Source organism: Microvirga aerophila (assembly GCF_003332305.1).
Lineage (GTDB): Bacteria > Pseudomonadota > Alphaproteobacteria > Rhizobiales > Beijerinckiaceae > Microvirga > Microvirga aerophila.
In genome coordinates, this window is the sequence record NZ_QOIO01000060.1 from 1 (window position 1) to 18,338 (window position 18,338).

Below are 18,338 nucleotides of genomic sequence, written 5' to 3' on the forward strand. Positions count from 1 at the left end.
TGCTCTTCCGTGTAGCGCGTCTTCTTCATGGCACTGACCCTCCTCAAGGATCAAAATGCCCGGAAAAGTTGTCCTCCCAATGGACCAGTTTGACGGGTCAGGACCATATCGCTGCTGACAAATACCGTAGCCAAACCCATCCTGTAGCAGAGATTCCCATGTCACGACCCAGCCGCCGTCAGCCAGTGCTGTAACACTCGACCTCTCTTGATTTTAGTGACGTGTGGGTATTGACCCGCATCTCCGGGCCGGCTTGGATCACGGTGAAAGCCATGCGGCACCTCCTAGTGGCAACCTATAACGTTGCGTAATGATTAGCGTGATCCTCCCCTTGCTCCTACTCCTCGAACAGAGAGGTGGCTCGAAGGGACGGCGGCGTTGTGGCTTTGCAAAAACCCCTGCTTGCCCCGCAGCGTTGCACCCTAAATAACCGCCTTATCGCTCTCTCCTAGGAACCACCCCTCCATGCGCCGCATCGACCACCTCGTCGTCGCCGTCCGTGATCTCGACCGTGCCGCCGAGTTCTACCGCCGCCTCGGGTTTCAGGTTGGCGCGCGCAACCGGCATCCCTGGGGCACGGAGAACCGGCTGATCCAGTTCGGCAGGGCGTTCATCGAGCTGATCACGGTGGGCGAGGGTGGGGAGGTTGCGCCGCATACAGCCAACAGCTTCAGCTTCGGGGCCTTCGTGCGCGATTACCTTGAGCTTCGCGAGGGGCTGGCGATGCTGGTGCTCGACACGCCGGACGCGAAGGCGGATGCGCGGGCGTTTTCAGAGGCCGGCATCGGAGCGTTCGAGCCGTTCTATTTCGAGCGCATGGGACGCCGGCCCGACGGCAGCGAGACTCAGGTGGCGTTCACCCTGGCTTTCGCCCGCAACGAGGCTGCGCCCCATGCGGGGTTCTTCGTGTGCCAGCAGCATTTTCCGGAAAACTTCTGGAACCCTGACTTCCAGCGCCACGACAACGGCGCTGCGGGTATCTCTTCGGTGACTCTGGCGACCCCCAATCCAATGGGGCACAGGGCGTTTCTCACGGCTTTCACGGGAACTGAACCGCGCCAGCCGGATGGGGACGATCTCTCGTTCGCCATCCAGGGAAGCCGCGTCGATGTGGTGACGGCGGACGACGCGGCGGAGATTTATGGCTCCGTTGAGGTGGAACTCGACCAGCCGGCTTTCGTGGCCTATTCGGTTTCGGTGGAGGAGATCGGCCGGCAGGCGAAATGGCTCGATGCGGCCGAAATCCCCTACCAGCACATCGGCTCGCGCCTCGTGGTGCCGGCCAGCGCCGCTTTCGGCGTCGCAGTCGCGTTCGAAGAAACGTAATATCCGCCGCGAATCAAAAACTCTGCAAAAGAGACCTATGGGGGACTTACCGTGGCATCATCATTGGCGGGCTTGCCCGACTTCCTGATCTTCTTTCTCGTGGCGACGCTTCTGGTGGCGATTTATCTCGCCATCTACACCCTGGCCACCAAACACAACGAGTTCGCGCTCATCCGCCAGAACGGGATCTCGGCCGCCACGGCGCTGGGCCTGAGCCTGGTGGGCTTCGCGCTGCCGCTCGCCAGCGCGATCGTGCATGCCCAGACCATTATCGACTGCATTGTCTGGGGGCTCGTGGCGCTTGCGGTGCAGATCCTTGCCTACTGGCTGGTGCGCATCGTGCTGCCGAACCTGTCCCAGCGGATCGCCGCCGGGGAGATGGCGGCGGCGCTCTTCCTCGGAGCGGCGTCGCTCTCGGCCGGCATCATCAACGCGGCCGCCATGACGTTCTAGGCGGTTGTCACAGCCTCCGAGGCTGCCTTTCATTGCCCAGGTTAAAAGACGGTGAAAAGACGTGGATGGCCGGGACGAGCCCGGCCATGACGTGGCGAATGTGGTTCGGGTCCGCATCGGGGACCGCCGCGCGAGTACATCACACGGCTTTTCGTCTGGCCTCAAACAGGGTAGGGGACGGCGCATGACTGATACGAAACATCGCTCCAATGTCGTCGAGGCCGGCCCCGTCCGCTTCGGCAACCACTTGCCGCTCAGCATCATCGCCGGCCCCTGCGCCATGGAGAGCCGCGAGCACGCGCTTGAAATGGCCTCGGCCCTGAAGGAAATCACCACCCGGCTCGGCATGGGCCTCGTGTACAAGTCGTCCTTCGACAAGGCGAACCGCACCTCGATCTCCAGCGCCCGGGGCATCGGCCTCGACAAGGCGCTCTCAGTGTTCGCAGAGGTGAAGGAGAGCCTGGGCCTGCCGGTCATCACCGACGTGCACGAGAACGAACAATGCGCGCCCGTAGGGGAGGTGGTCGACATTCTCCAGATTCCGGCCTTCCTGTGCCGCCAGACCGACCTTCTGCTCGCCGCCGCCAAGACCGGCCGCGTGGTGAACGTCAAGAAGGGCCAGTTCCTGGCGCCCTGGGACATGGCCAACGTGGCCGGGAAGGTCACCGGCGCGGGCAATCCCAATGTGATGCTTACGGAGCGCGGCGCGTCCTTCGGGTACAACACGCTGGTGTCCGACATGCGGTCCCTGCCGATCATGGCCGAGACTGGCGCGCCGGTCATCTTTGACGCCACCCACTCCGTGCAGCAGCCCGGCGGCAAGGGCGCGACATCCGGGGGGCAGCGGGAATTCGTGCCGGTCCTGGCCCGGGCGGCGGTGGCTGTGGGCGTAGCCGGCCTCTTCATCGAGACGCATCAGGACCCCGACAAGGCCCCCTCCGACGGTCCCAATATGGTGCCGCTCAAGGAGCTGGAAGGCCTGCTGGCGCAGCTCAAGGCGTTCGACGCCCTGGCGAAGAGCGGGCAGGCATAAGGCCTTCGCCATGCCGCCCGGTTCGGGCTGCCGTGCATTCATGCCGCTCGTTCTATCTTGGGGTCGTGATAAGAGGCAAAGGATTCGTCTCACGGCCTCAACAGCAAGGGCGTCATGTCTCCTCGCAACCTGATCCTGATCCTCGCCACGAGCGGTTTCGCGGGAACATTCTCCTCCCGCGCCGTCGAGCCCATGGTCGGCATCATCGCCAGGGATCTTAACTCCACCACCCAGACCATCGCTCTCCTCTCGGCGGCCTTCGCGCTGCCCTATGCCTTCATCCAGCCGATCCTGGGCCCCATCGGCGACGCGCTGGGCAAGGAGCGCGTCATGAAGGTGGCGCTCGCCCTGCTGTTCCTGGCGCTGGCCTGCTCATTCTTCGCGCCGGATACGACCACGCTTTTCGTCCTGCGCATCATCGCAGGCGCGGCGGCGGGTGGCGCGGTGCCGCTCTCCATCGCGCTGATCGGCGACCAGGTGGACATGGCCCAGCGGCAGGTGGCGCTCAGCCGCTACCTCGTGGCCATAATCGTCGGCCAGCTCGCCGGATCGTCCTTCGCCGGACTGCTCGCCGAGGTGATCGGATGGCGCGGGGTGTTCGCCTTGTCCACCGCCATGATGGCGGTTGCCCTTGCGGCCACCGTGATCGGATTTCGCGGCGCGGTTCCGGGCGGCAAGTTCGACCTCGGCACCGCCGTTCGGCGCTATGGCCAGATTCTCTCCAACCCCCGTGCAGTCTCCCTGTTCAGCTTCGTGTTCGTCGAGGCTACGGCGGTCTTCGGGATCTTCCCCTATGTGGCACCGCTCCTCGAGGAGCGGGGAGGGGGCGGGGCCACGCAGGCGGGCTTCGCCATCGGCGGCTTTGCGCTCGGCGGTCTCGTCTATTCTGCGCTGGTCACCTGGATGCTTCGGCATCTGGGGCTGCGTCGCATCCTTATGGGAGGGGGCGCCTTCGCGGCGGCGGCCTTGGTCATTCTTGGCTTCGGCGGTGACTGGAAGGTCGACGCCGCAGCCCTGCTTCTGATGGGCCTCGGCTTCTACATGATGCACAACACCTTCCAGGCGCAGGTGACCGAGGTCGCGCCGCATGCCCGTGCCTCGGCCGTGGCGCTCCATGCCTTCTCGTTCTTCTGCGGGCAGGCGCTGGGCGTGGTGATCATGGGACTGGGCCTGCGCAGCGTCGGCCTCACGGGCTCGACCGCCGCCGCCGCCCTCGTCATCCTCGGCGTCGGGCTGGTCTCCGCAATGGTTTTGACCAAGCCCGCGCCGCCGAGATGATTTAGACGCGCGGCCGGTAGGGCGCGACGCCCTGGTCGGGCAGCCAGAGGTCCTTCGGCATCTCGCCGGTCTGCCAGAACACGTCGATCGGGATGCCGCCGCGCGGATACCAGTAGCCGCCGATCCTCAGGTACCGGGGCTCCAGGAGCGCCGCCAGGCGCTTGCCGATGGCGACTGTGCAATCCTCGTGGAACGCCCCGTGGTTGCGGAAGCTGTGCATGTAGAGCTTCAGGGACTTGGACTCGACGAGCCAGTCCCCAGGCACGTAGTCGATCACGAGGATCGCGAAATCCGGCTGGCCCGTCACGGGGCAAAGGGACGTGAACTCGGGAGCCGTGAAGCGGGCGAGATAATCCGTATCCGTATGCGGGTTGGGAACCCGGTCGAGCTGCGCATCCTCCGGAGAGGTGGGGACGGCGCTGGCCTGGCCGAGCTGGAGCAAAGTGTCCGTCATCATATTTTACCTTGGCAATTGACCTTGGAAGGCTGTGTTCAAAATTCCCCTCGTCCTTGCCCGCCTGCGCGTTTCGGTCAATAAGCCAATCAATGACTTGAGGCCGCACCGGTCGAATTTTACGCCTTCAGGAGCCCCTTCATGACCGCGATCATCGACGTCCATGCCCGCCAGATCCTCGACAGCCGGGGCAATCCCACGGTGGAAGTGGATGTAACCCTCGAAGACGGATCCCTGGGCCGCGCTGCCGTTCCCTCGGGGGCATCCACGGGCGCTCATGAGGCGGTGGAGCTTCGCGACGGCGACAAGTCGAAGTATCTCGGCAAGGGTGTGCTCAAGGCCATTGAGGCCGTGAACAACGAGATTCTCGACGCCATCGGCGGCATGGATGCCGAGGAGCAGATCGCCATCGACGAGACCATGATCGAGCTCGACGGCACGCCCAACAAGGCGCGGCTCGGCGCGAACGCCATCCTGGGCGTGTCGCTGGCGGTTGCCAAGGCCGCAGCCGACGCCTCGGCGCTGCCCCTCTACCGCTATGTCGGCGGCACTCAGGCGCGGGTTCTGCCGGTCCCGATGATGAACATCATCAATGGCGGCGCGCATGCGGACAACCCAATCGACTTCCAGGAATTCATGATCATGCCGGTGGGCGCGCCGACCCTGGCCGAGGCCGTGCGCATGGGCGCCGAAGTCTTCCACACGCTTAAAAAGGCCCTGAAGGATGCCGGCCACAACACCAATGTGGGCGACGAGGGCGGCTTCGCCCCGAACCTGCCATCCGCCGAGGCGGCCCTCGACTTCATCATGAAATCTATCGAGCAGGCCGGCTACAAGCCGGGCGCCGACATGGTGATCGGGCTCGATTGCGCGGCGACCGAGTTCTTCAAGAGCGGCGTCTATCACTATGAAGGCACGGGCCAGAAGCTCTCGCCGCAGCAGCAGGCCGAGTACTTGGCCAACCTTGTCTCCGCCTATCCCATCGCCACCATTGAGGATGGCATGTCCGAGGACGATTGGGAGGGCTGGAAGGCTGTGACCGATCTCATCGGCCCCAAGTGCCAGCTGGTGGGCGACGACCTGTTCGTCACCAACGTCAACCGCCTGTCGCAGGGCATCTCACAGGGAGTCGGCAACTCGCTCCTCGTGAAGGTGAACCAGATCGGCTCCCTGACCGAGACCCTGGCCGCCGTCGATATGGCCCACCGGGCCGGCTACACGGCCGTCATGTCCCACCGCTCCGGCGAGACAGAGGATGCGACCATCGCGGACCTCGCAGTTGCGACTAATTGCGGGCAGATCAAGACCGGCTCGCTCGCCCGTTCCGACCGACTGGCCAAGTATAACCAGCTCATCCGAATCGAGGAGGAGCTTGGTCCGCAGGCGCGTTATGCAGGAAGGGCGGCTTTGAAGGCGCTGGCGTAAACCCAGCCGAGAATTTGATGAGCTTCAAGGGTCGCCTCCGGCGGCCCTTTTTCTTTGCAGACCGTCAAAAGTCTACTAGTCGGCAAGGGTCCTAACTCCTCCTTAACCATGATGGGCTTACGTTCCAGGAATGGTCATCCGCAAGCGCGCACGAAGAATCCTGATTCCCCTGGTGCTCTACAGCATCTCAGCGGGCATGGTCGGCTATTTCATGCACCATGCCCACACGGGCGCGCGCGGCGTCGAGGCCCGGCAGCAGTTCGAGGCGCAGGCGGAAGGGCTGAACAAGGAATACGAAGCCGTGAGAACCGAGCGTTTGGATTGGGAGCGCCGGATCGCATTGCTTCGAAGCGACCAGATCGATCGCGATCTTCTTGAGGAGCGGGCGCGCGTCATGTTGGGACGTGTGCACCGCAACGATCTGGTCATCGTGACCGGCGAGGAGGCGCGTTAGCCCTATTTTTCTAATTAACTGGAATTATGTTAATCTCTAAAAGGTAAGCCGCAACAGCATGTTATGCTGTTTACTGTAGTATTGAAACACTGACCGGGCCCTCTCGATTTCCCCTATCGAGTGCGCTACAACTTTCGTCGAGGAAACCCTTCGGAGGACCCGATGGCTGTTGCTGCCCGCAAGGCGGGCCGCGCTGGTTCAGGCGCGGCTAACAAGCCCAATTCCAATAAAGCCCCGGCGAAAAACGCCGCTTCCAATTCACCACAATTCGACAAGGACCAGGATCTCTCGGCCTATAACGAGATGCTCCTGATCCGACGCTTCGAAGAGAAGTCCGGCCAGATGTACGGCATGGGCCTCATCGGCGGATTCTGCCACCTCTATATCGGCCAGGAAGCTGTCGTCGTCGGCATGCAGATGGCGACCATTGAGGGCGACCAGGTCATCACGGGCTATCGTGATCATGGTCACATGCTCGCCTGCGGCATGGACCCCAAGGGGGTCATGGCCGAGCTGACCGGACGTCGCGGCGGCCTGTCGAAAGGCAAGGGCGGCTCCATGCACATGTTCTCCAAGGAGAAGCATTTCTATGGCGGCCATGGCATCGTCGGCGCGCAGGTGTCGCTCGGCACAGGCCTCGCCTTCGCCAATCACTACCGCGAGAACGGCAACGTCTCCCTGACGTATTTCGGCGACGGCGCGGCCAACCAGGGCCAGGTCTACGAGAGCTTCAACATGGCGGCCCTTTGGAAGCTGCCGGCTGTCTACGTGATCGAGAACAACCGCTACGCCATGGGCACCTCGGTGTCCCGCGCATCGGCCCAGACCGATTTCTCCAAGCGCGGCCTGTCGTTCGGCATTCCCGGCGAGCAGGTGGACGGCATGGATGTCCGCGCCGTCTACGCGGCCGGTCAGCGCGCCATCGAGCATGCCCGTACGGGCAAGGGCCCCTACATCCTCGAGATGCAGACCTACCGCTATCGCGGCCACTCCATGTCCGATCCGGCCAAGTACCGGACCAAGGACGAGGTGGCCCGCATGCGCGAGGAGTTCGACCCCATCGAGCAGGTTCGCCGCCGTCTTCTTGAAAGCTGGAAGCTGTCCGAAGACGAGCTCAAGGCTATCGACAGCCGTGTGCGTGAGATCGTCAACGAGGCGGCCGAGTTCGCCACGCACGATCCGGAGCCCGACCCGTCGGAGCTCTACACGGACATCCTGCTCTAAGCGGCGCTCAAACGCCGCTCCCGATTTCTCGCCGCAGCGACAATCAAAACGAGTCTTTCATGGCGATTGATATTCTCATGCCTGCGCTCTCTCCGACCATGGAGCAGGGCAAACTGGCCAAATGGCTGAAAAAAGAAGGCGACAAGGTCAAGCCCGGCGACGTGCTGGCCGAGATCGAAACCGACAAGGCCACCATGGAGGTCGAGGCGATCGACGAGGGCGTCCTCGCCAAGATCCTGGTGTCTGACGGCACCGACAACGTGGCCGTGAACACCCCGATCGCGGTTCTGGCGGGCGAGGGTGAGGACATGTCCACGGCGGCGTCCTCCGCCAAGGCTCCCGCCGCTCCTGCTCCTGAAGCTCAGCCTGCGCCCACTCCCGACATGGAGCGGGAAGGCATGGCGGATCGCCCATCGGCGGGTGCACGCACGGATTCCGATCGGCCGTTCGCGGAACCCGCTGCTCCGTCGATCATCCAGACCCGTTCGTCTCACGACGCCATGGCGGAGATCCCCGAGGGCACCGAGATGGTCTCCATGACCGTCCGCGAAGCCCTTCGCGACGCCATGGCCGAGGAGATGCGCCGGGACGAGAACGTCTTCGTGATGGGTGAAGAGGTGGCCGAGTATCAGGGCGCCTATAAGGTCACGCAGGGGCTCCTGCAGGAATTCGGAGCGCGGCGCGTGGTGGACACGCCCATCACCGAGCACGGCTTCGCGGGGGTGGGCGTCGGCGCGGCCTTCACGGGCCTTCGCCCCATCGTCGAGTTCATGACCTTCAACTTCGCCATGCAGGCGATCGACCACATCATCAACTCGGCGGCTAAGACCCTGTACATGTCGGGTGGGCAGCTCGGCGCGCCCGTCGTGTTCCGCGGACCCAACGGCGCGGCTGCCCGTGTCGGCGCGCAGCACAGCCACGATTACTCCGCGTGGTACTCCAACGTTCCAGGCCTCAAGGTCATCGCGCCCTATTCGGCGTCTGACGCCAAGGGCCTGCTCAAGAGCGCCATCCGCGACCCGAACCCGATCATCTTTCTCGAGAACGAGATTCTCTACGGCCAGTCCTTCCCAGTGCCCAAGCTGGACGACTTCACGGTGCCGATCGGCAAGGCCCGGATTCACCGCGAAGGCAAGGACGTGACCATCGTGTCCTTCTCCATCGGCATGACCTATGCCCTGAAGGCCGCGCAGGAGCTCGAAAAGGAAGGCATCCAGGCCGAGGTGATCGACCTGCGCACCATTCGCCCTATGGACACCGACACCATCGTGGCCTCGGTCATGAAGACGGGTCGCTGCGTCACGGTGGAGGAGGGCTTCCCGCAATCGGGAATCGGGGCCGAGATTGCCGCGCGCATCATGGAACATGCGTTCGACTACCTCGACGCTCCCGTGATTCGGGTGACCGGCAAGGACGTCCCGATGCCGTATGCGGCCAACCTCGAAAAGCTCGCGCTCCCGAACGTCGGCGAAGTGGTCCAGGCGGTCAAGGCCGTCTGCTACAGGTAGTCCGATGACCGAGAAGAAGTTCGAAGCCCTCAACGTTCCGCCGGACGTCCTCGAGAAGGGCGGGGTCGAGATCCTGCGGGCTTCGGTGGTCGATGGGGCGGTGAGCATCGCGCTGCGCCGCGCCTTCGACGATCCGTTCACCTGGGGCGTGCTCCTTGTCGACCTAGCCCGCCACGCGGCGCGCGTCTACGCCATGGAAACCGACTTCTCCGAGGAGGAGGCCCTGGCGGAGATCAGCGCCGGCATTCAGGCGGAACTGGACGATCCGAGCGATCCCGGCACCACGCAAGCCATCAACTAAATCCCCTTCAATCAGGATCATAAACGCCATGCCAATCAATATCCTGATGCCCGCCCTCTCACCCACCATGGAAAAGGGCAACCTTGCCAAGTGGCTGAAGAAGGAAGGCGACACGGTGAAGTCCGGCGACGTCATCGCCGAGATCGAAACCGACAAGGCCACCATGGAGGTGGAGGCCGTGGACGAGGGCATCCTCGCCAAGATCGTCGTTCCCGAAGGAACGGCCGACGTGCCGGTCAATCAGCTCATCGCGCTCATCGCGGGCGAGGGTGAAGACCCCAAGAGCGTGGGCGCATCAGGCGGCGCTGCCGCACCGGCCCCCAAGGCCGAGGCGTCACCAGCTCCCGCCGCGCCGGCTCCGGCCGCAGCGCCCGCAGCCGCTCCCCAGCCCCAGGCAAACACGATCCAGGGCGATCCTTCCGCCCACATGTCTTATGCGCGCGTGGACCAGGCTCCGGCCGGGCCGGCTCAGGCCGCCAAGCCGAACGGAGCAGGGCAGGCAGGTAACCGCGTCTTCGCCTCGCCGCTTGCCAAGCGCGTCGCCAAGGATGCCGGGATCGACCTGTCGTCGATCCAGGGCTCCGGGCCTCATGGCCGCGTGGTCGAGAAGGACGTGCGGGCTGCCATTTCCGGCGGAGGCGCAAAGCCGGCCGCTGCGGCTGCTCCCGCGCCGGCCGCGGCTCCAGCCGCGAAGCCCGCCGCCCCGCAGCTTGCCCAGAGTGCCTCGGCCGATCAGGTCAAGGCCATGTTCGAGGCCGGTTCCTACGAGGAGGTTCCCCTCGACGGCATGCGCAAGACCATCGCCAAGCGCCTCGTCGAGTCCAAGCAGACGGTCCCGCATTTCTACCTCGCCCTCGACTGCGAGCTCGACGCGCTCATGGCGCTGCGCGAGCAGATCAACTCCGCCGCCGGGAAGGACAAGGACGGAAAGCCCGCCTACAAGCTCTCGGTCAACGACTTCGTCATCAAGGCACTCGCCATCGCGCTCCAGCGTGTGCCGAACGCCAACGCGGTCTGGGCCGAGGACCGCATTCTCAGGATGAAGCATTCGGATGTGGGCGTGGCCGTCGCCATCGAGGGCGGCCTGTTCACCCCGGTGGTGCGCAAGGCTGAAACCAAGACTCTCACGGCTATCTCGGCCGAGGTGAAGGACATGGCGGGCCGCGCCCGCAACCGTCGCCTGAAGCCGGAAGAGTATACCGGCGGATCCACGGCGGTGTCGAACCTCGGCATGTACGGCATCAAGGACTTCCAGGCCGTCATCAATCCGCCCCACGGCACGATCCTGGCGGTCGGCGCCGGCGAGCAGCGGGTGGTGGTGAAGAACGGCGCTCCCACGGTGGTGCAGGCCATGACGGTGACGCTCTCCTGCGACCACCGCGTGGTCGACGGCGCGCTGGGCGCGGAGCTTCTGGCGGCGTTCAAGGGTCTGATCGAGAGCCCGATGGGGATGCTTGTTTAAGACACGGTCATCCCGGGGCTGCGCAGTAGTACCCGGGACCGCACGGCAAGATAGCGTCTTATCCTGAAAACGATCCCGGCTCTCGCTCTGCTCGACCGGGATGACGAGTGGGGAAACCACATGGCAGACCAATACGACATCATCGTCATCGGCGGCGGTCCGGGCGGCTATGTGGCGGCGATCCGCGCGGGGCAGCTCGGGTTCAAGACCGCTGTGGTGGAGCGCGAGCACCTGGGCGGCATCTGCCTCAACTGGGGCTGCATCCCCACCAAGGCGCTCCTGCGCTCGGCGGAAATCTACCACTACATGCAGCATGCGAAGGATTATGGCCTCTCGGCGCAGGGCATCGGGTTCGATGCGGCGGCGATCGTACAGCGCTCGCGCGGTGTCTCGGGCCGTCTGAACGGCGGCGTCGGAATGCTGCTCAAGAAGAACAAGGTCGACGTGATCTTCGGCGAAGCCGCGATCACTAAACCCGGCGAGGTCGTGGTGTCGGCTCCCAAGAAGCCCGCCATGCAGCCGCAGCATCCGGCCCCGAAGGGCGCACTCGGACCTGGCACGTATTCGGCCAAGCACATCATCGTCGCGACGGGCGCGCGGCCCCGCGTGCTGCCGGGCATCGAGCCTGACGGCAAGCAGATCTGGACCTATTTCGAGGCCATGGTGCCGCCGGAAATGCCCAAGTCCCTCATCGTCATGGGGTCAGGCGCCATCGGCATCGAGTTCGCCTCGTTCTACCGCACCATGGGCGTAGACGTGAACGTGGTCGAGCTCCTGCCGCAGATCCTCCCCGTCGAGGATGCGGAGATCGCAGGCCTCGCCCGCAAGCGCTTCGAGAAGCAGGGCATCAAGATCTTTTCGGGCACGAAGGTCACCAAGGTGGAGAAGGGCCCGAACGGCGTCTCGGCCACCATCGACGACGGCAAGAGCGTGCAGACGCTCCAGGCCGAGCGACTGATCTCGGCGGTGGGCGTGGTCGGCAATATCGAGAATCTCGGCCTCGAAAAACTCGGCGTGAAGATCGACCGCGGAACCATCGTGACCGATGGCCTCGGCCGCACCAACGTGCCCGGCATCTACGCCATCGGCGACGTGGCCGGGCCCCCTATGCTGGCCCATAAGGCCGAGCACGAGGGCGTCATCTGCGTCGAGACCATCAAGGGCATGCACACCCACCCGATGGACAAGGGCATGATCCCGGGCTGTACCTATTGCCACCCGCAAATCGCGTCTGTGGGCCTCACCGAGGCGAAGGCCAAGGAGCAGGGCTTCGACGTCCGCGTCGGCCGCTTCCCGTTCGTTGGCAACGGCAAAGCCATCGCGCTGGGCGAGCCGGAGGGTCTGGTGAAGACCATCTTCGACAAGAAGACCGGCCAGCTGCTGGGCGCCCACATGATCGGCGCGGAAGTGACCGAACTGATCCAGGGCTTCGTGATCGCCATGAACCTGGAGACCACGGAAGAAGACCTCATGCATGCGGTCTTCCCGCATCCGACCCTGTCCGAGATGATGCACGAGAGCGTCCTCGACGCTTATGGGCGCGTGATCCACATGTGATCCGGCCCCGTCATGGCCGCATTTGTTGCGGCCATGCATCTCCCGCCATGTCGCATACGCGCAGACGCTCTGAACGTGTCCCTGTCTAACGGGAAGAAGAGTGTCCGAGACAATGTCAGCCGGGCTCGCCTTGATCTCCGGTTGCCACTCAGTCGGGTGGACCCACCGATAGCCGACGTTCTGTAACGGCCGGCACACCATTCAATACATCGACATCCCGACGAGCCTGGGCCAATCCCACGGAAGCACCATTGTGGAATCGCGCTATTTGGGACCGAACCTGAACGGTGTCGCTGGCTAGGCGTTAACCTATATCGCAGGCATGGATGATCCAGGCGCCGGCGACCGAGAGATCCGTGTGCTCCCGCCTGAAGGGCATGGAGCACCTCATGTTCTGCTCATTCTTTCCCCTCCCCAAAGGCTCTGCAAGCATTGCCTTCGATGCATCGGGTCCCGACTGCGCCAATGATCGAGCCGCGCCCAGTGGACCCAGTATCGAAGGATTTATTGGCCTTGAACTGCCTCAGTTAGAGGGCCTTTCACTATGACCCAGGATCTGAAAGTCGATCATCGAACCAACCGGCTGCTGGCCGCGCTCGAGCCCGAAGACTTTGCGCATCTTGAGCCTTACCTTGAGCTTGTCGACCTAGCGCTTGGTGACGTGCTTTATGACACTGGAGATCCCATCCACCATGCTTACTTTCCCCACGACGCGATCATCTCGCTCGTCAATGTGATGGAGGATGGCTCCACCGTTGAGATAGGAGTGTTCGGGCGCGAGGGGGGTTGGGTGTCGTTAGCGCACTAGTCACGCGGGAGGCGTTCGGACGCTACATCGTTCAGATGTCAGGCACTGCGACGCGGGTGCCTTACGAGCGCCTGAACCAAGTGAGGAACGGCAGCCCTCAGCTTCACCAGTTGCTCCTGCGCTACGGCGAGGTTCTGCTGGCACAGACGTTTCAAACGGTAGCCTGCAATGCCGTTCATGCGGTGGAGGCCCGCTGCTGCCGCTGGATCTTGAGCATGCATGATCGGGCCGATAACGACACCTTGCCTCTGACACACGAGTTTTTGGCCGAGATGTTGGGAGTGCAACGCTCCACGGTGAGCGTGGTGACGCGAACCTTCCAGACAATCGGGCTGATCCGGCAGAGCCGCGGAGGTATCACGGTCATCGACAGGGATGGTCTCGAAGGCATGGCCTGCGAGTGCTACGGCAGGATCCGGCGGATCTACAAGCGCCTGCTCCCCAGCACGTATCCGCAACGACCCGCGCGCTAGACGACCGCTGGGGCTACGTCGCGGCATTTGGACAGGCGGCTCCGCGGAACGGCTCTGCCAAGAAAGTGGAGTGACGGGATCAGGAAAAAGACACTACTCTAAGCCCTTACGCCTTTCCTACTGATTGGGAAACGACATTTCAGAGAGGGGCTGCCTTGGCGCGCTATTATTTCTGCATCTATGAGGGGAGCGAACTCGTGCCTGATGAAGAGGGTTCCAAGTTCAACAGCCAGGAGGCTGCAGTGCAAGGGGCTGCGCGCGCGGCAGCCGAGATTGGGACGAGCCGGCTGGTGAAGGGGGATCTGCGGGACGTCGTCATCGAGGTGAGGGACGAGCGGCGCCAGCGGGTTTCCACCGTAACGGTTTCCATCAAAATCGAATGGCACACCCCACTGTCTCTGGTCCGTAATCCGTAGCGAGTCATTCACGGAAACCGTCGCCTTGAACGCGATCCCGATGCGACGCTCCGGGGCCACGCCGGCGTTGGTGACCAGGACTGATATTTCGGTGCATTCACAAGGCCGTGGCTGCCACGCGGCCGCAACGGCCTGGAAGCACCAGCCATGTCGCCCTTGCCCTGGCCCCGGATCATGATCATCCCAACCAGTCTCCTAGTTCTCAGAAGCTTCATCGGGGGGTTGATCCGGCCCGAGATGGCCAACGCACGCCTGCAGCGTGCTCATAAGGACCGAGACCGGAATGCATGACCGGGGCGTCATGGCCATTTGCGAACCGGCCGCAAAACACTTAAGTCATGCAGACGCATCTGTGCGTCACGCGCCGCCTCAAAGGGTCAAGCTTCATGGCCGTCGTTCTCGATCTCCTCAACCGGGACAACCGTCCCCGCCACCCGGAAAAGGCACACCGGCCGGACCAGCCCGTCCAGCAGCGCAAGCCCGACTGGATCCGCGTGAAGGCCCCCGGCTCGCCCAAATGGGCCGAGACGAACAAGATTGTGCGCGAGAACAAGCTCGTTACCGTGTGCGAGGAGGCCGGCTGCCCCAATATCGGTGAGTGCTGGGAAAAGAAGCACGCCACCTTCATGATCATGGGCGACACCTGCACGCGGGCCTGCGCCTTCTGCAACGTGAAGACCGGACTGCCCCAGGCCCTCGACCCCTTCGAGCCTGAGAACGTCGCGAAAGCCGTCGAGAAGCTGGGCCTGGAGCACGTGGTCATCACGTCTGTTGACCGGGACGACTTGGCGGATGGCGGCGCGCAGCACTTCGCCGATGTGATCCTGGCCATCCGGGCCCGCTCCCCGAAGACCACCATCGAGATCCTGACGCCGGATTTTCTGCGCAAGCCCGGCGCGCTCGAGGTGGTAGTCGCCGCCAAGCCCGACGTGTTCAACCACAACCTTGAGACCGTGCCGTCCAAATACCTCAAGGTGCGGCCCGGCGCGCGCTACTTCCACTCGATCCGCCTGCTGCAGCAGGTGAAGGAACTCGACCCGACCATCTTCACGAAGTCCGGCATCATGGTGGGCCTCGGCGAGGAGCGGAACGAGGTGCTCCAGCTCATGGACGACCTGCGCTCGGCGGACGTGGATTTCATGACCATCGGCCAATACCTCCAGCCGACCCGGAAGCACCATCCGGTGATCCGCTTTGTCACCCCCGATGAGTTCAAGGCCTTCGAGACTACCGCCTACGCAAAGGGCTTCGCGCTGGTGTCCTCCACGCCGCTGACGCGCTCCTCGCACCATGCCGGAGAGGATTTCGCCCGGCTGAAAGCCGCCCGCCTCGCGACACTCGCCTGAAGACGGATGGGCTATGCGGCGCATCCTCGTCATCGGCAGCCCGGGCGCGGGCAAGAGCACCCTGGCGCGGCGTCTGTCCGAGCGGCTTGACCTACCGTTGATCCATCTCGACCGTGAGTATTTCGGCTCCGATTGGGCGACGCCCTCGCGGTCCGAATGGCGCGAGAGGGTCACGGCATTGGCGGCGCGGCCGGAATGGGTCATGGACGGGAATTACGCGAGCACCTTCGACATCCGGGTGCCGAGGGCGAACGCCATCGTATGGCTCAACCTGCCCCGGTGGCGATGCCTCGCGGGCGTGCTATGGCGCGTCGCGGTCAATTACGGGCGGGCGCGGCCGGATCTCGGCCCCGGCTGCAAGGAGCGCTTCGACTGGTCGTTCGTCCAATGGATCTGGTCGTATCCGGACCAGATGGGCGTCAAGACGGCCCGTATGCTGAAGCGTCTGCGCCCGGACCAGCGGGCCTATGTTCTGCGCTCACGCTCCCACATCCCCGCACTGGAGGCTGAACTCTCCACGCACCGGAGGGTTGTCTAAACCATGCCAACCTTTCGCACCACCAGACCCGTCAAGCACAGTCCGGCCGAGATGTTCGCCCTCGTGGCGGACGTGGAGCGCTACCCCGAGTTCCTGCCGCTCTGCGAGGATCTGCGGGTCATCCGCCGGGTGCAGAGCGGGGAGGGGATCGAGACCCTCGTGGCCTCCATGGCGGTAGGCTACAAGGCCATCCGGGAAAGCTTCACGACCCGCGTGACCCTTGATCGCCCGCGCTTGAAGATTCAGGTCGAGTATGTGGACGGGCCGTTCAAGTATCTCGAGAACCGCTGGACGTTCCGGGAGACGCCGACCGGCTGCGATGTGGAGTTCTACATCAATTACGAATTCAAGAGCTTTGCTCTTGGGCTCCTGATGGGCAGCGTGTTCGACAAGGCGTTTCGCAAGTTTACCGAGGCCTTCGAGGAAAGGGCCGATGAGGTCTATGGGCAGCAGCGCGCCGCCCGCGCCTGATCAACCCAGCGCCTGTTCCAGAAGTGCCAGAGCATCCTCTACGGCCCTCAGCCTCACGGTCTCGCGCCCGAGATCGCCATAGCGGCGCTCCAGATGGACCGTTGCAGCGCCATTCTTCGCCACGCCGAAATGCACCAGGCCCACGGGCTTGGTCGCCGTGCCCCCGCCAGGGCCGGCAATTCCCGTGATGCCGACCGTCACATCGGCCCGGGAATGAGCGAGCGCCCCCTCGGCCATGGCCCGCGCCACCGGTTCGCTGACAGCCCCATGGGCGGCGATGAGATCAACAGGCACGCCGATGAGCTCGGTCTTGGCCTCGTTGGAATACGTGACAAAGCCGCGCTCCACGACCGCCGATGAGCCTGCGACCTCGGTCAGCAAGGCGGCCACCAAACCGCCGGTGCAGGATTCGGCCGTGGCGATCATCAAGCCCCGGTCGCTGTAGGCTTTCAGAAGCCTCGCGGCGCGGCTCTTCAGTTCCGGAGTCATGCGTGCACCTCCGGCAAGCGGATCGTCGCAGCCGCCTGCGCGGCGATGCCCTCGCCCCTGCCGGTAAAGCCGAGCTTTTCGGTCGTCGTGGCCTTGAGCGAGACCTGATCGATACGAAGACCGGCGATCTCGGCGATCCGTTGCCGCATGGCTTCCCGGTGCGGGCCGAGGCGGGGCTTCTCGCAAAGGAGCGTCGTGTCGAGGTGGTCGACCAATCCGCCGCGCTGCCGGACGAGCCCTATCGCGTGCGCAAGGAAGCGATCGGAGGAGGCGCCACGCCATTGTTGATCGCTCGGCGGAAAATGGGTGCCGATATCTCCATCGGCCAGGGCCCCGAGGATGGCATCCGTCAGGGCGTGCAGGATGACGTCGCCGTCGGAATGGGCGAGAACGCCTCGGTCATGGGGGATGCGGATTCCGCCGAGCCAGACGTGGTCGCCCTCCGTAAAGGCGTGGACGTCGAATCCCGTTCCAAGGCGAGTTACGTAGGTCATGGTCTGGCCTTTCAATCGCCGTTCGGCCTCGATGAAATCGGACGGATGTGTGAGTTTGACGTTGCCTGGCTCGCCCTCGAACACGCGGACGGGCAGGCCGGCCCACTCCGCCAAGGCTCCGTCGTCCGTGAACATGCGCAATCCCGATGCCGCCGCCTTACGGTGGGCATCAAGAAGCTCACCGAACGGAAAAGCCTGAGGGGTCTGGATCGCCCGCAAGGACGAGCGGTCCAGCGTCGATAGGACCTCACTTTGCGTGCTGATGACCTTGATGGTGTCCGTCACCCCAACCCCTGGGACCGAGGGGCCTCGGCGACCCGCAGCAATCGCCCGGCCGATCAGATCGGGGCCGACGAAAGGGCGAGCCGCATCATGGACCAGAACGGTATCCGGCCTCGCCTCCGTGAGGGCTTCAAGGCCGCATAGAACGGAAGCCTGCCTGGTTTCACCCCCGAAGGCACAGCGCACGCCGTCTTTTCCCGGTCTGGGCGGGAGGGCGCCTACAGAGGAATCATACAAGTCCCGGTCATCGGGGTGAATCACTACTGTCGTATGTTTGACGTCGGAATGCGCCAGGAACGCTTCCAGGGTCCGGGTGAGGACAGGTTTTCCGCCGAGCGTCCGATATTGTTTCGGCAGGCCGTCTCCGGCTCGGGATCCGCGCCCAGCTGCAACGATAAGGACGGCGACCGACATATGACATTCTCTGCATAGGTTCGGCATTCCATAGCGCCGAAAAGCCAGAACGCAAATCCGGTCCTTCTCAAGCCCATGTGATCAGAACATGCGAGGCAGGCTCGCGCAGGGGCTTGTACTCGCGAATGAATT

At 63.9% G+C, this 18,338-nt stretch carries 20 protein-coding genes; 17 read left to right on the plus strand and 3 right to left on the minus strand.

Annotated elements, in window-relative coordinates:
* Nucleotides 1-465: 465 nt before the first annotated feature.
* The 4 genes from DRB19_RS24215 (at nucleotide 466) to DRB19_RS24230 (ending at nucleotide 4,090) form a co-directional block, all read left to right on the plus strand.
* Nucleotides 466-1,326, plus strand: a complete 861-nt coding sequence (locus tag DRB19_RS24215) for a VOC family protein (protein ID WP_114188586.1) — start codon at nucleotides 466-468, stop codon at nucleotides 1,324-1,326.
* 51 nt (nucleotides 1,327-1,377) lie between these two features.
* Nucleotides 1,378-1,779 (plus strand): DUF350 domain-containing protein, encoded by a 402-nt coding sequence (locus DRB19_RS24220; RefSeq protein ID WP_114188587.1) that lies wholly within the window; start codon nucleotides 1,378-1,380, stop codon nucleotides 1,777-1,779.
* A 184-nt stretch (nucleotides 1,780-1,963) separates the two neighbouring features.
* Entirely contained in the window at nucleotides 1,964-2,812 is an 849-nt protein-coding gene (kdsA, locus tag DRB19_RS24225; protein ID WP_114188588.1) for a 3-deoxy-8-phosphooctulonate synthase, read from the plus strand.
* A 114-nt stretch (nucleotides 2,813-2,926) separates the two neighbouring features.
* Nucleotides 2,927-4,090, plus strand: a complete 1,164-nt coding sequence (locus tag DRB19_RS24230; RefSeq protein ID WP_114188589.1) for an MFS transporter — start codon at nucleotides 2,927-2,929, stop codon at nucleotides 4,088-4,090.
* Between the two features lies 1 nt (nucleotide 4,091).
* Here the strand turns inward: DRB19_RS24230 and queF are convergent, their stop codons facing one another.
* Nucleotides 4,092-4,544: a preQ(1) synthase gene (queF, locus tag DRB19_RS24235; RefSeq protein ID WP_114188610.1), complete on the minus strand. Its 453-nt coding sequence runs from the start codon at nucleotides 4,542-4,544 to the stop codon at nucleotides 4,092-4,094.
* 141 nt (nucleotides 4,545-4,685) lie between these two features.
* Here queF and eno point away from each other — a divergent pair, with 141 nt between their 5' ends.
* From eno to DRB19_RS24295, 13 genes are all read left to right on the plus strand, one after another.
* Complete coding sequence (gene eno / locus DRB19_RS24240; RefSeq protein ID WP_114188590.1) at nucleotides 4,686-5,969, plus strand: phosphopyruvate hydratase; 1,284 nt, start codon at nucleotides 4,686-4,688, stop codon at nucleotides 5,967-5,969.
* A gap of 130 nt (nucleotides 5,970-6,099) precedes the next feature.
* Nucleotides 6,100-6,423 (plus strand): FtsB family cell division protein, encoded by a 324-nt coding sequence (locus DRB19_RS24245; RefSeq protein ID WP_114188591.1) that lies wholly within the window; start codon nucleotides 6,100-6,102, stop codon nucleotides 6,421-6,423.
* A gap of 162 nt (nucleotides 6,424-6,585) precedes the next feature.
* The gene (gene pdhA, locus DRB19_RS24250; protein ID WP_114188592.1) at nucleotides 6,586-7,647 is read left to right on the plus strand and encodes a pyruvate dehydrogenase (acetyl-transferring) E1 component subunit alpha; all 1,062 of its coding nucleotides are present in this window, start codon (nucleotides 6,586-6,588) and stop codon (nucleotides 7,645-7,647) included.
* A 59-nt stretch (nucleotides 7,648-7,706) separates the two neighbouring features.
* On the plus strand, nucleotides 7,707-9,155 hold the full coding sequence (locus DRB19_RS24255) for a pyruvate dehydrogenase complex E1 component subunit beta (RefSeq protein ID WP_114188593.1): 1,449 nt from the start codon (nucleotides 7,707-7,709) through the stop codon (nucleotides 9,153-9,155).
* Between the two features lie 4 nt (nucleotides 9,156-9,159).
* Entirely contained in the window at nucleotides 9,160-9,456 is a 297-nt protein-coding gene (locus DRB19_RS24260) for a DUF5076 domain-containing protein (RefSeq protein ID WP_114188594.1), read from the plus strand.
* Between the two features lie 28 nt (nucleotides 9,457-9,484).
* Complete coding sequence (locus tag DRB19_RS24265; RefSeq protein WP_114188595.1) at nucleotides 9,485-10,918, plus strand: pyruvate dehydrogenase complex dihydrolipoamide acetyltransferase; 1,434 nt, start codon at nucleotides 9,485-9,487, stop codon at nucleotides 10,916-10,918.
* 120 nt (nucleotides 10,919-11,038) lie between these two features.
* Nucleotides 11,039-12,475 carry a dihydrolipoyl dehydrogenase gene (gene lpdA, locus DRB19_RS24270; RefSeq protein ID WP_114188596.1) on the plus strand — a complete coding sequence of 479 codons (1,437 nt, stop codon included), beginning with the start codon at nucleotides 11,039-11,041 and terminating at the stop codon, nucleotides 12,473-12,475.
* A 544-nt stretch (nucleotides 12,476-13,019) separates the two neighbouring features.
* Nucleotides 13,020-13,283, plus strand: a complete 264-nt coding sequence (locus tag DRB19_RS31290) for a cyclic nucleotide-binding domain-containing protein (RefSeq protein ID WP_245439795.1) — start codon at nucleotides 13,020-13,022, stop codon at nucleotides 13,281-13,283.
* Nucleotides 13,262-13,756 carry a Crp/Fnr family transcriptional regulator gene (locus tag DRB19_RS24275; protein WP_245439797.1) on the plus strand — a complete coding sequence of 165 codons (495 nt, stop codon included), beginning with the start codon at nucleotides 13,262-13,264 and terminating at the stop codon, nucleotides 13,754-13,756. Before DRB19_RS31290 ends, DRB19_RS24275 begins: the two co-directional genes overlap by 22 nt.
* Nucleotides 13,757-13,911: 155 nt before the next feature.
* Entirely contained in the window at nucleotides 13,912-14,172 is a 261-nt protein-coding gene (locus DRB19_RS24280) for a DUF6894 family protein (RefSeq protein WP_114188597.1), read from the plus strand.
* A gap of 386 nt (nucleotides 14,173-14,558) precedes the next feature.
* Complete coding sequence (lipA, locus tag DRB19_RS24285; protein WP_114188611.1) at nucleotides 14,559-15,518, plus strand: lipoyl synthase; 960 nt, start codon at nucleotides 14,559-14,561, stop codon at nucleotides 15,516-15,518.
* 13 nt (nucleotides 15,519-15,531) lie between these two features.
* Entirely contained in the window at nucleotides 15,532-16,056 is a 525-nt protein-coding gene (locus DRB19_RS24290; RefSeq protein ID WP_114188598.1) for an AAA family ATPase, read from the plus strand.
* Nucleotides 16,057-16,059: 3 nt separating this feature from the next.
* Nucleotides 16,060-16,527 carry a type II toxin-antitoxin system RatA family toxin gene (locus tag DRB19_RS24295; RefSeq protein ID WP_114188599.1) on the plus strand — a complete coding sequence of 156 codons (468 nt, stop codon included), beginning with the start codon at nucleotides 16,060-16,062 and terminating at the stop codon, nucleotides 16,525-16,527.
* Here DRB19_RS24295 and DRB19_RS24300 read toward each other — a convergent pair whose 3' ends face one another.
* Both DRB19_RS24300 and DRB19_RS24305 read right to left on the minus strand, forming a co-directional pair.
* On the minus strand, nucleotides 16,528-17,016 hold the full coding sequence (locus DRB19_RS24300; RefSeq protein WP_114188600.1) for a CinA family protein: 489 nt from the start codon (nucleotides 17,014-17,016) through the stop codon (nucleotides 16,528-16,530).
* Nucleotides 17,013-18,206, minus strand: a complete 1,194-nt coding sequence (locus DRB19_RS24305; protein ID WP_114188601.1) for a bifunctional 2-C-methyl-D-erythritol 4-phosphate cytidylyltransferase/2-C-methyl-D-erythritol 2,4-cyclodiphosphate synthase — start codon at nucleotides 18,204-18,206, stop codon at nucleotides 17,013-17,015. Before DRB19_RS24305 ends, DRB19_RS24300 begins: the two co-directional genes overlap by 4 nt.
* Between the last annotated feature and the right edge of the window lie 132 nt (nucleotides 18,207-18,338).

Excerpts from the sequence above, each read along its gene's own strand:
- kdsA (WP_114188588.1), top strand. The coding sequence starts at position 1,964 with ATGACTGATACGAAACATCGCTCCAATGTCGTCGAGGCCGGCCCCGTC.
- lipA (WP_114188611.1), top strand. The coding sequence starts at position 14,559 with ATGGCCGTCGTTCTCGATCTCCTCAACCGGGACAACCGTCCCCGCCAC.
- DRB19_RS24245 (WP_114188591.1), top strand. The coding sequence starts at position 6,100 with ATGGTCATCCGCAAGCGCGCACGAAGAATCCTGATTCCCCTGGTGCTC.
- DRB19_RS24215 (WP_114188586.1), top strand. The coding sequence starts at position 466 with ATGCGCCGCATCGACCACCTCGTCGTCGCCGTCCGTGATCTCGACCGT.
- DRB19_RS24305 (WP_114188601.1), bottom strand. The coding sequence starts at position 18,206 with ATGTCGGTCGCCGTCCTTATCGTTGCAGCTGGGCGCGGATCCCGAGCC.
- DRB19_RS24230 (WP_114188589.1), top strand. The coding sequence starts at position 2,927 with ATGTCTCCTCGCAACCTGATCCTGATCCTCGCCACGAGCGGTTTCGCG.
- DRB19_RS24255 (WP_114188593.1), top strand. The coding sequence starts at position 7,707 with ATGGCGATTGATATTCTCATGCCTGCGCTCTCTCCGACCATGGAGCAG.
- eno (WP_114188590.1), top strand. The coding sequence starts at position 4,686 with ATGACCGCGATCATCGACGTCCATGCCCGCCAGATCCTCGACAGCCGG.
- DRB19_RS31290 (WP_245439795.1), top strand. The coding sequence starts at position 13,020 with ATGACCCAGGATCTGAAAGTCGATCATCGAACCAACCGGCTGCTGGCC.
- lpdA (WP_114188596.1), top strand. The coding sequence starts at position 11,039 with ATGGCAGACCAATACGACATCATCGTCATCGGCGGCGGTCCGGGCGGC.
- DRB19_RS24290 (WP_114188598.1), top strand. The coding sequence starts at position 15,532 with ATGCGGCGCATCCTCGTCATCGGCAGCCCGGGCGCGGGCAAGAGCACC.
- pdhA (WP_114188592.1), top strand. The coding sequence starts at position 6,586 with ATGGCTGTTGCTGCCCGCAAGGCGGGCCGCGCTGGTTCAGGCGCGGCT.
- DRB19_RS24265 (WP_114188595.1), top strand. The coding sequence starts at position 9,485 with ATGCCAATCAATATCCTGATGCCCGCCCTCTCACCCACCATGGAAAAG.
- DRB19_RS24300 (WP_114188600.1), bottom strand. The coding sequence starts at position 17,016 with ATGACTCCGGAACTGAAGAGCCGCGCCGCGAGGCTTCTGAAAGCCTAC.
- queF (WP_114188610.1), bottom strand. The coding sequence starts at position 4,544 with ATGACGGACACTTTGCTCCAGCTCGGCCAGGCCAGCGCCGTCCCCACC.
- DRB19_RS24295 (WP_114188599.1), top strand. The coding sequence starts at position 16,060 with ATGCCAACCTTTCGCACCACCAGACCCGTCAAGCACAGTCCGGCCGAG.
- DRB19_RS24260 (WP_114188594.1), top strand. The coding sequence starts at position 9,160 with ATGACCGAGAAGAAGTTCGAAGCCCTCAACGTTCCGCCGGACGTCCTC.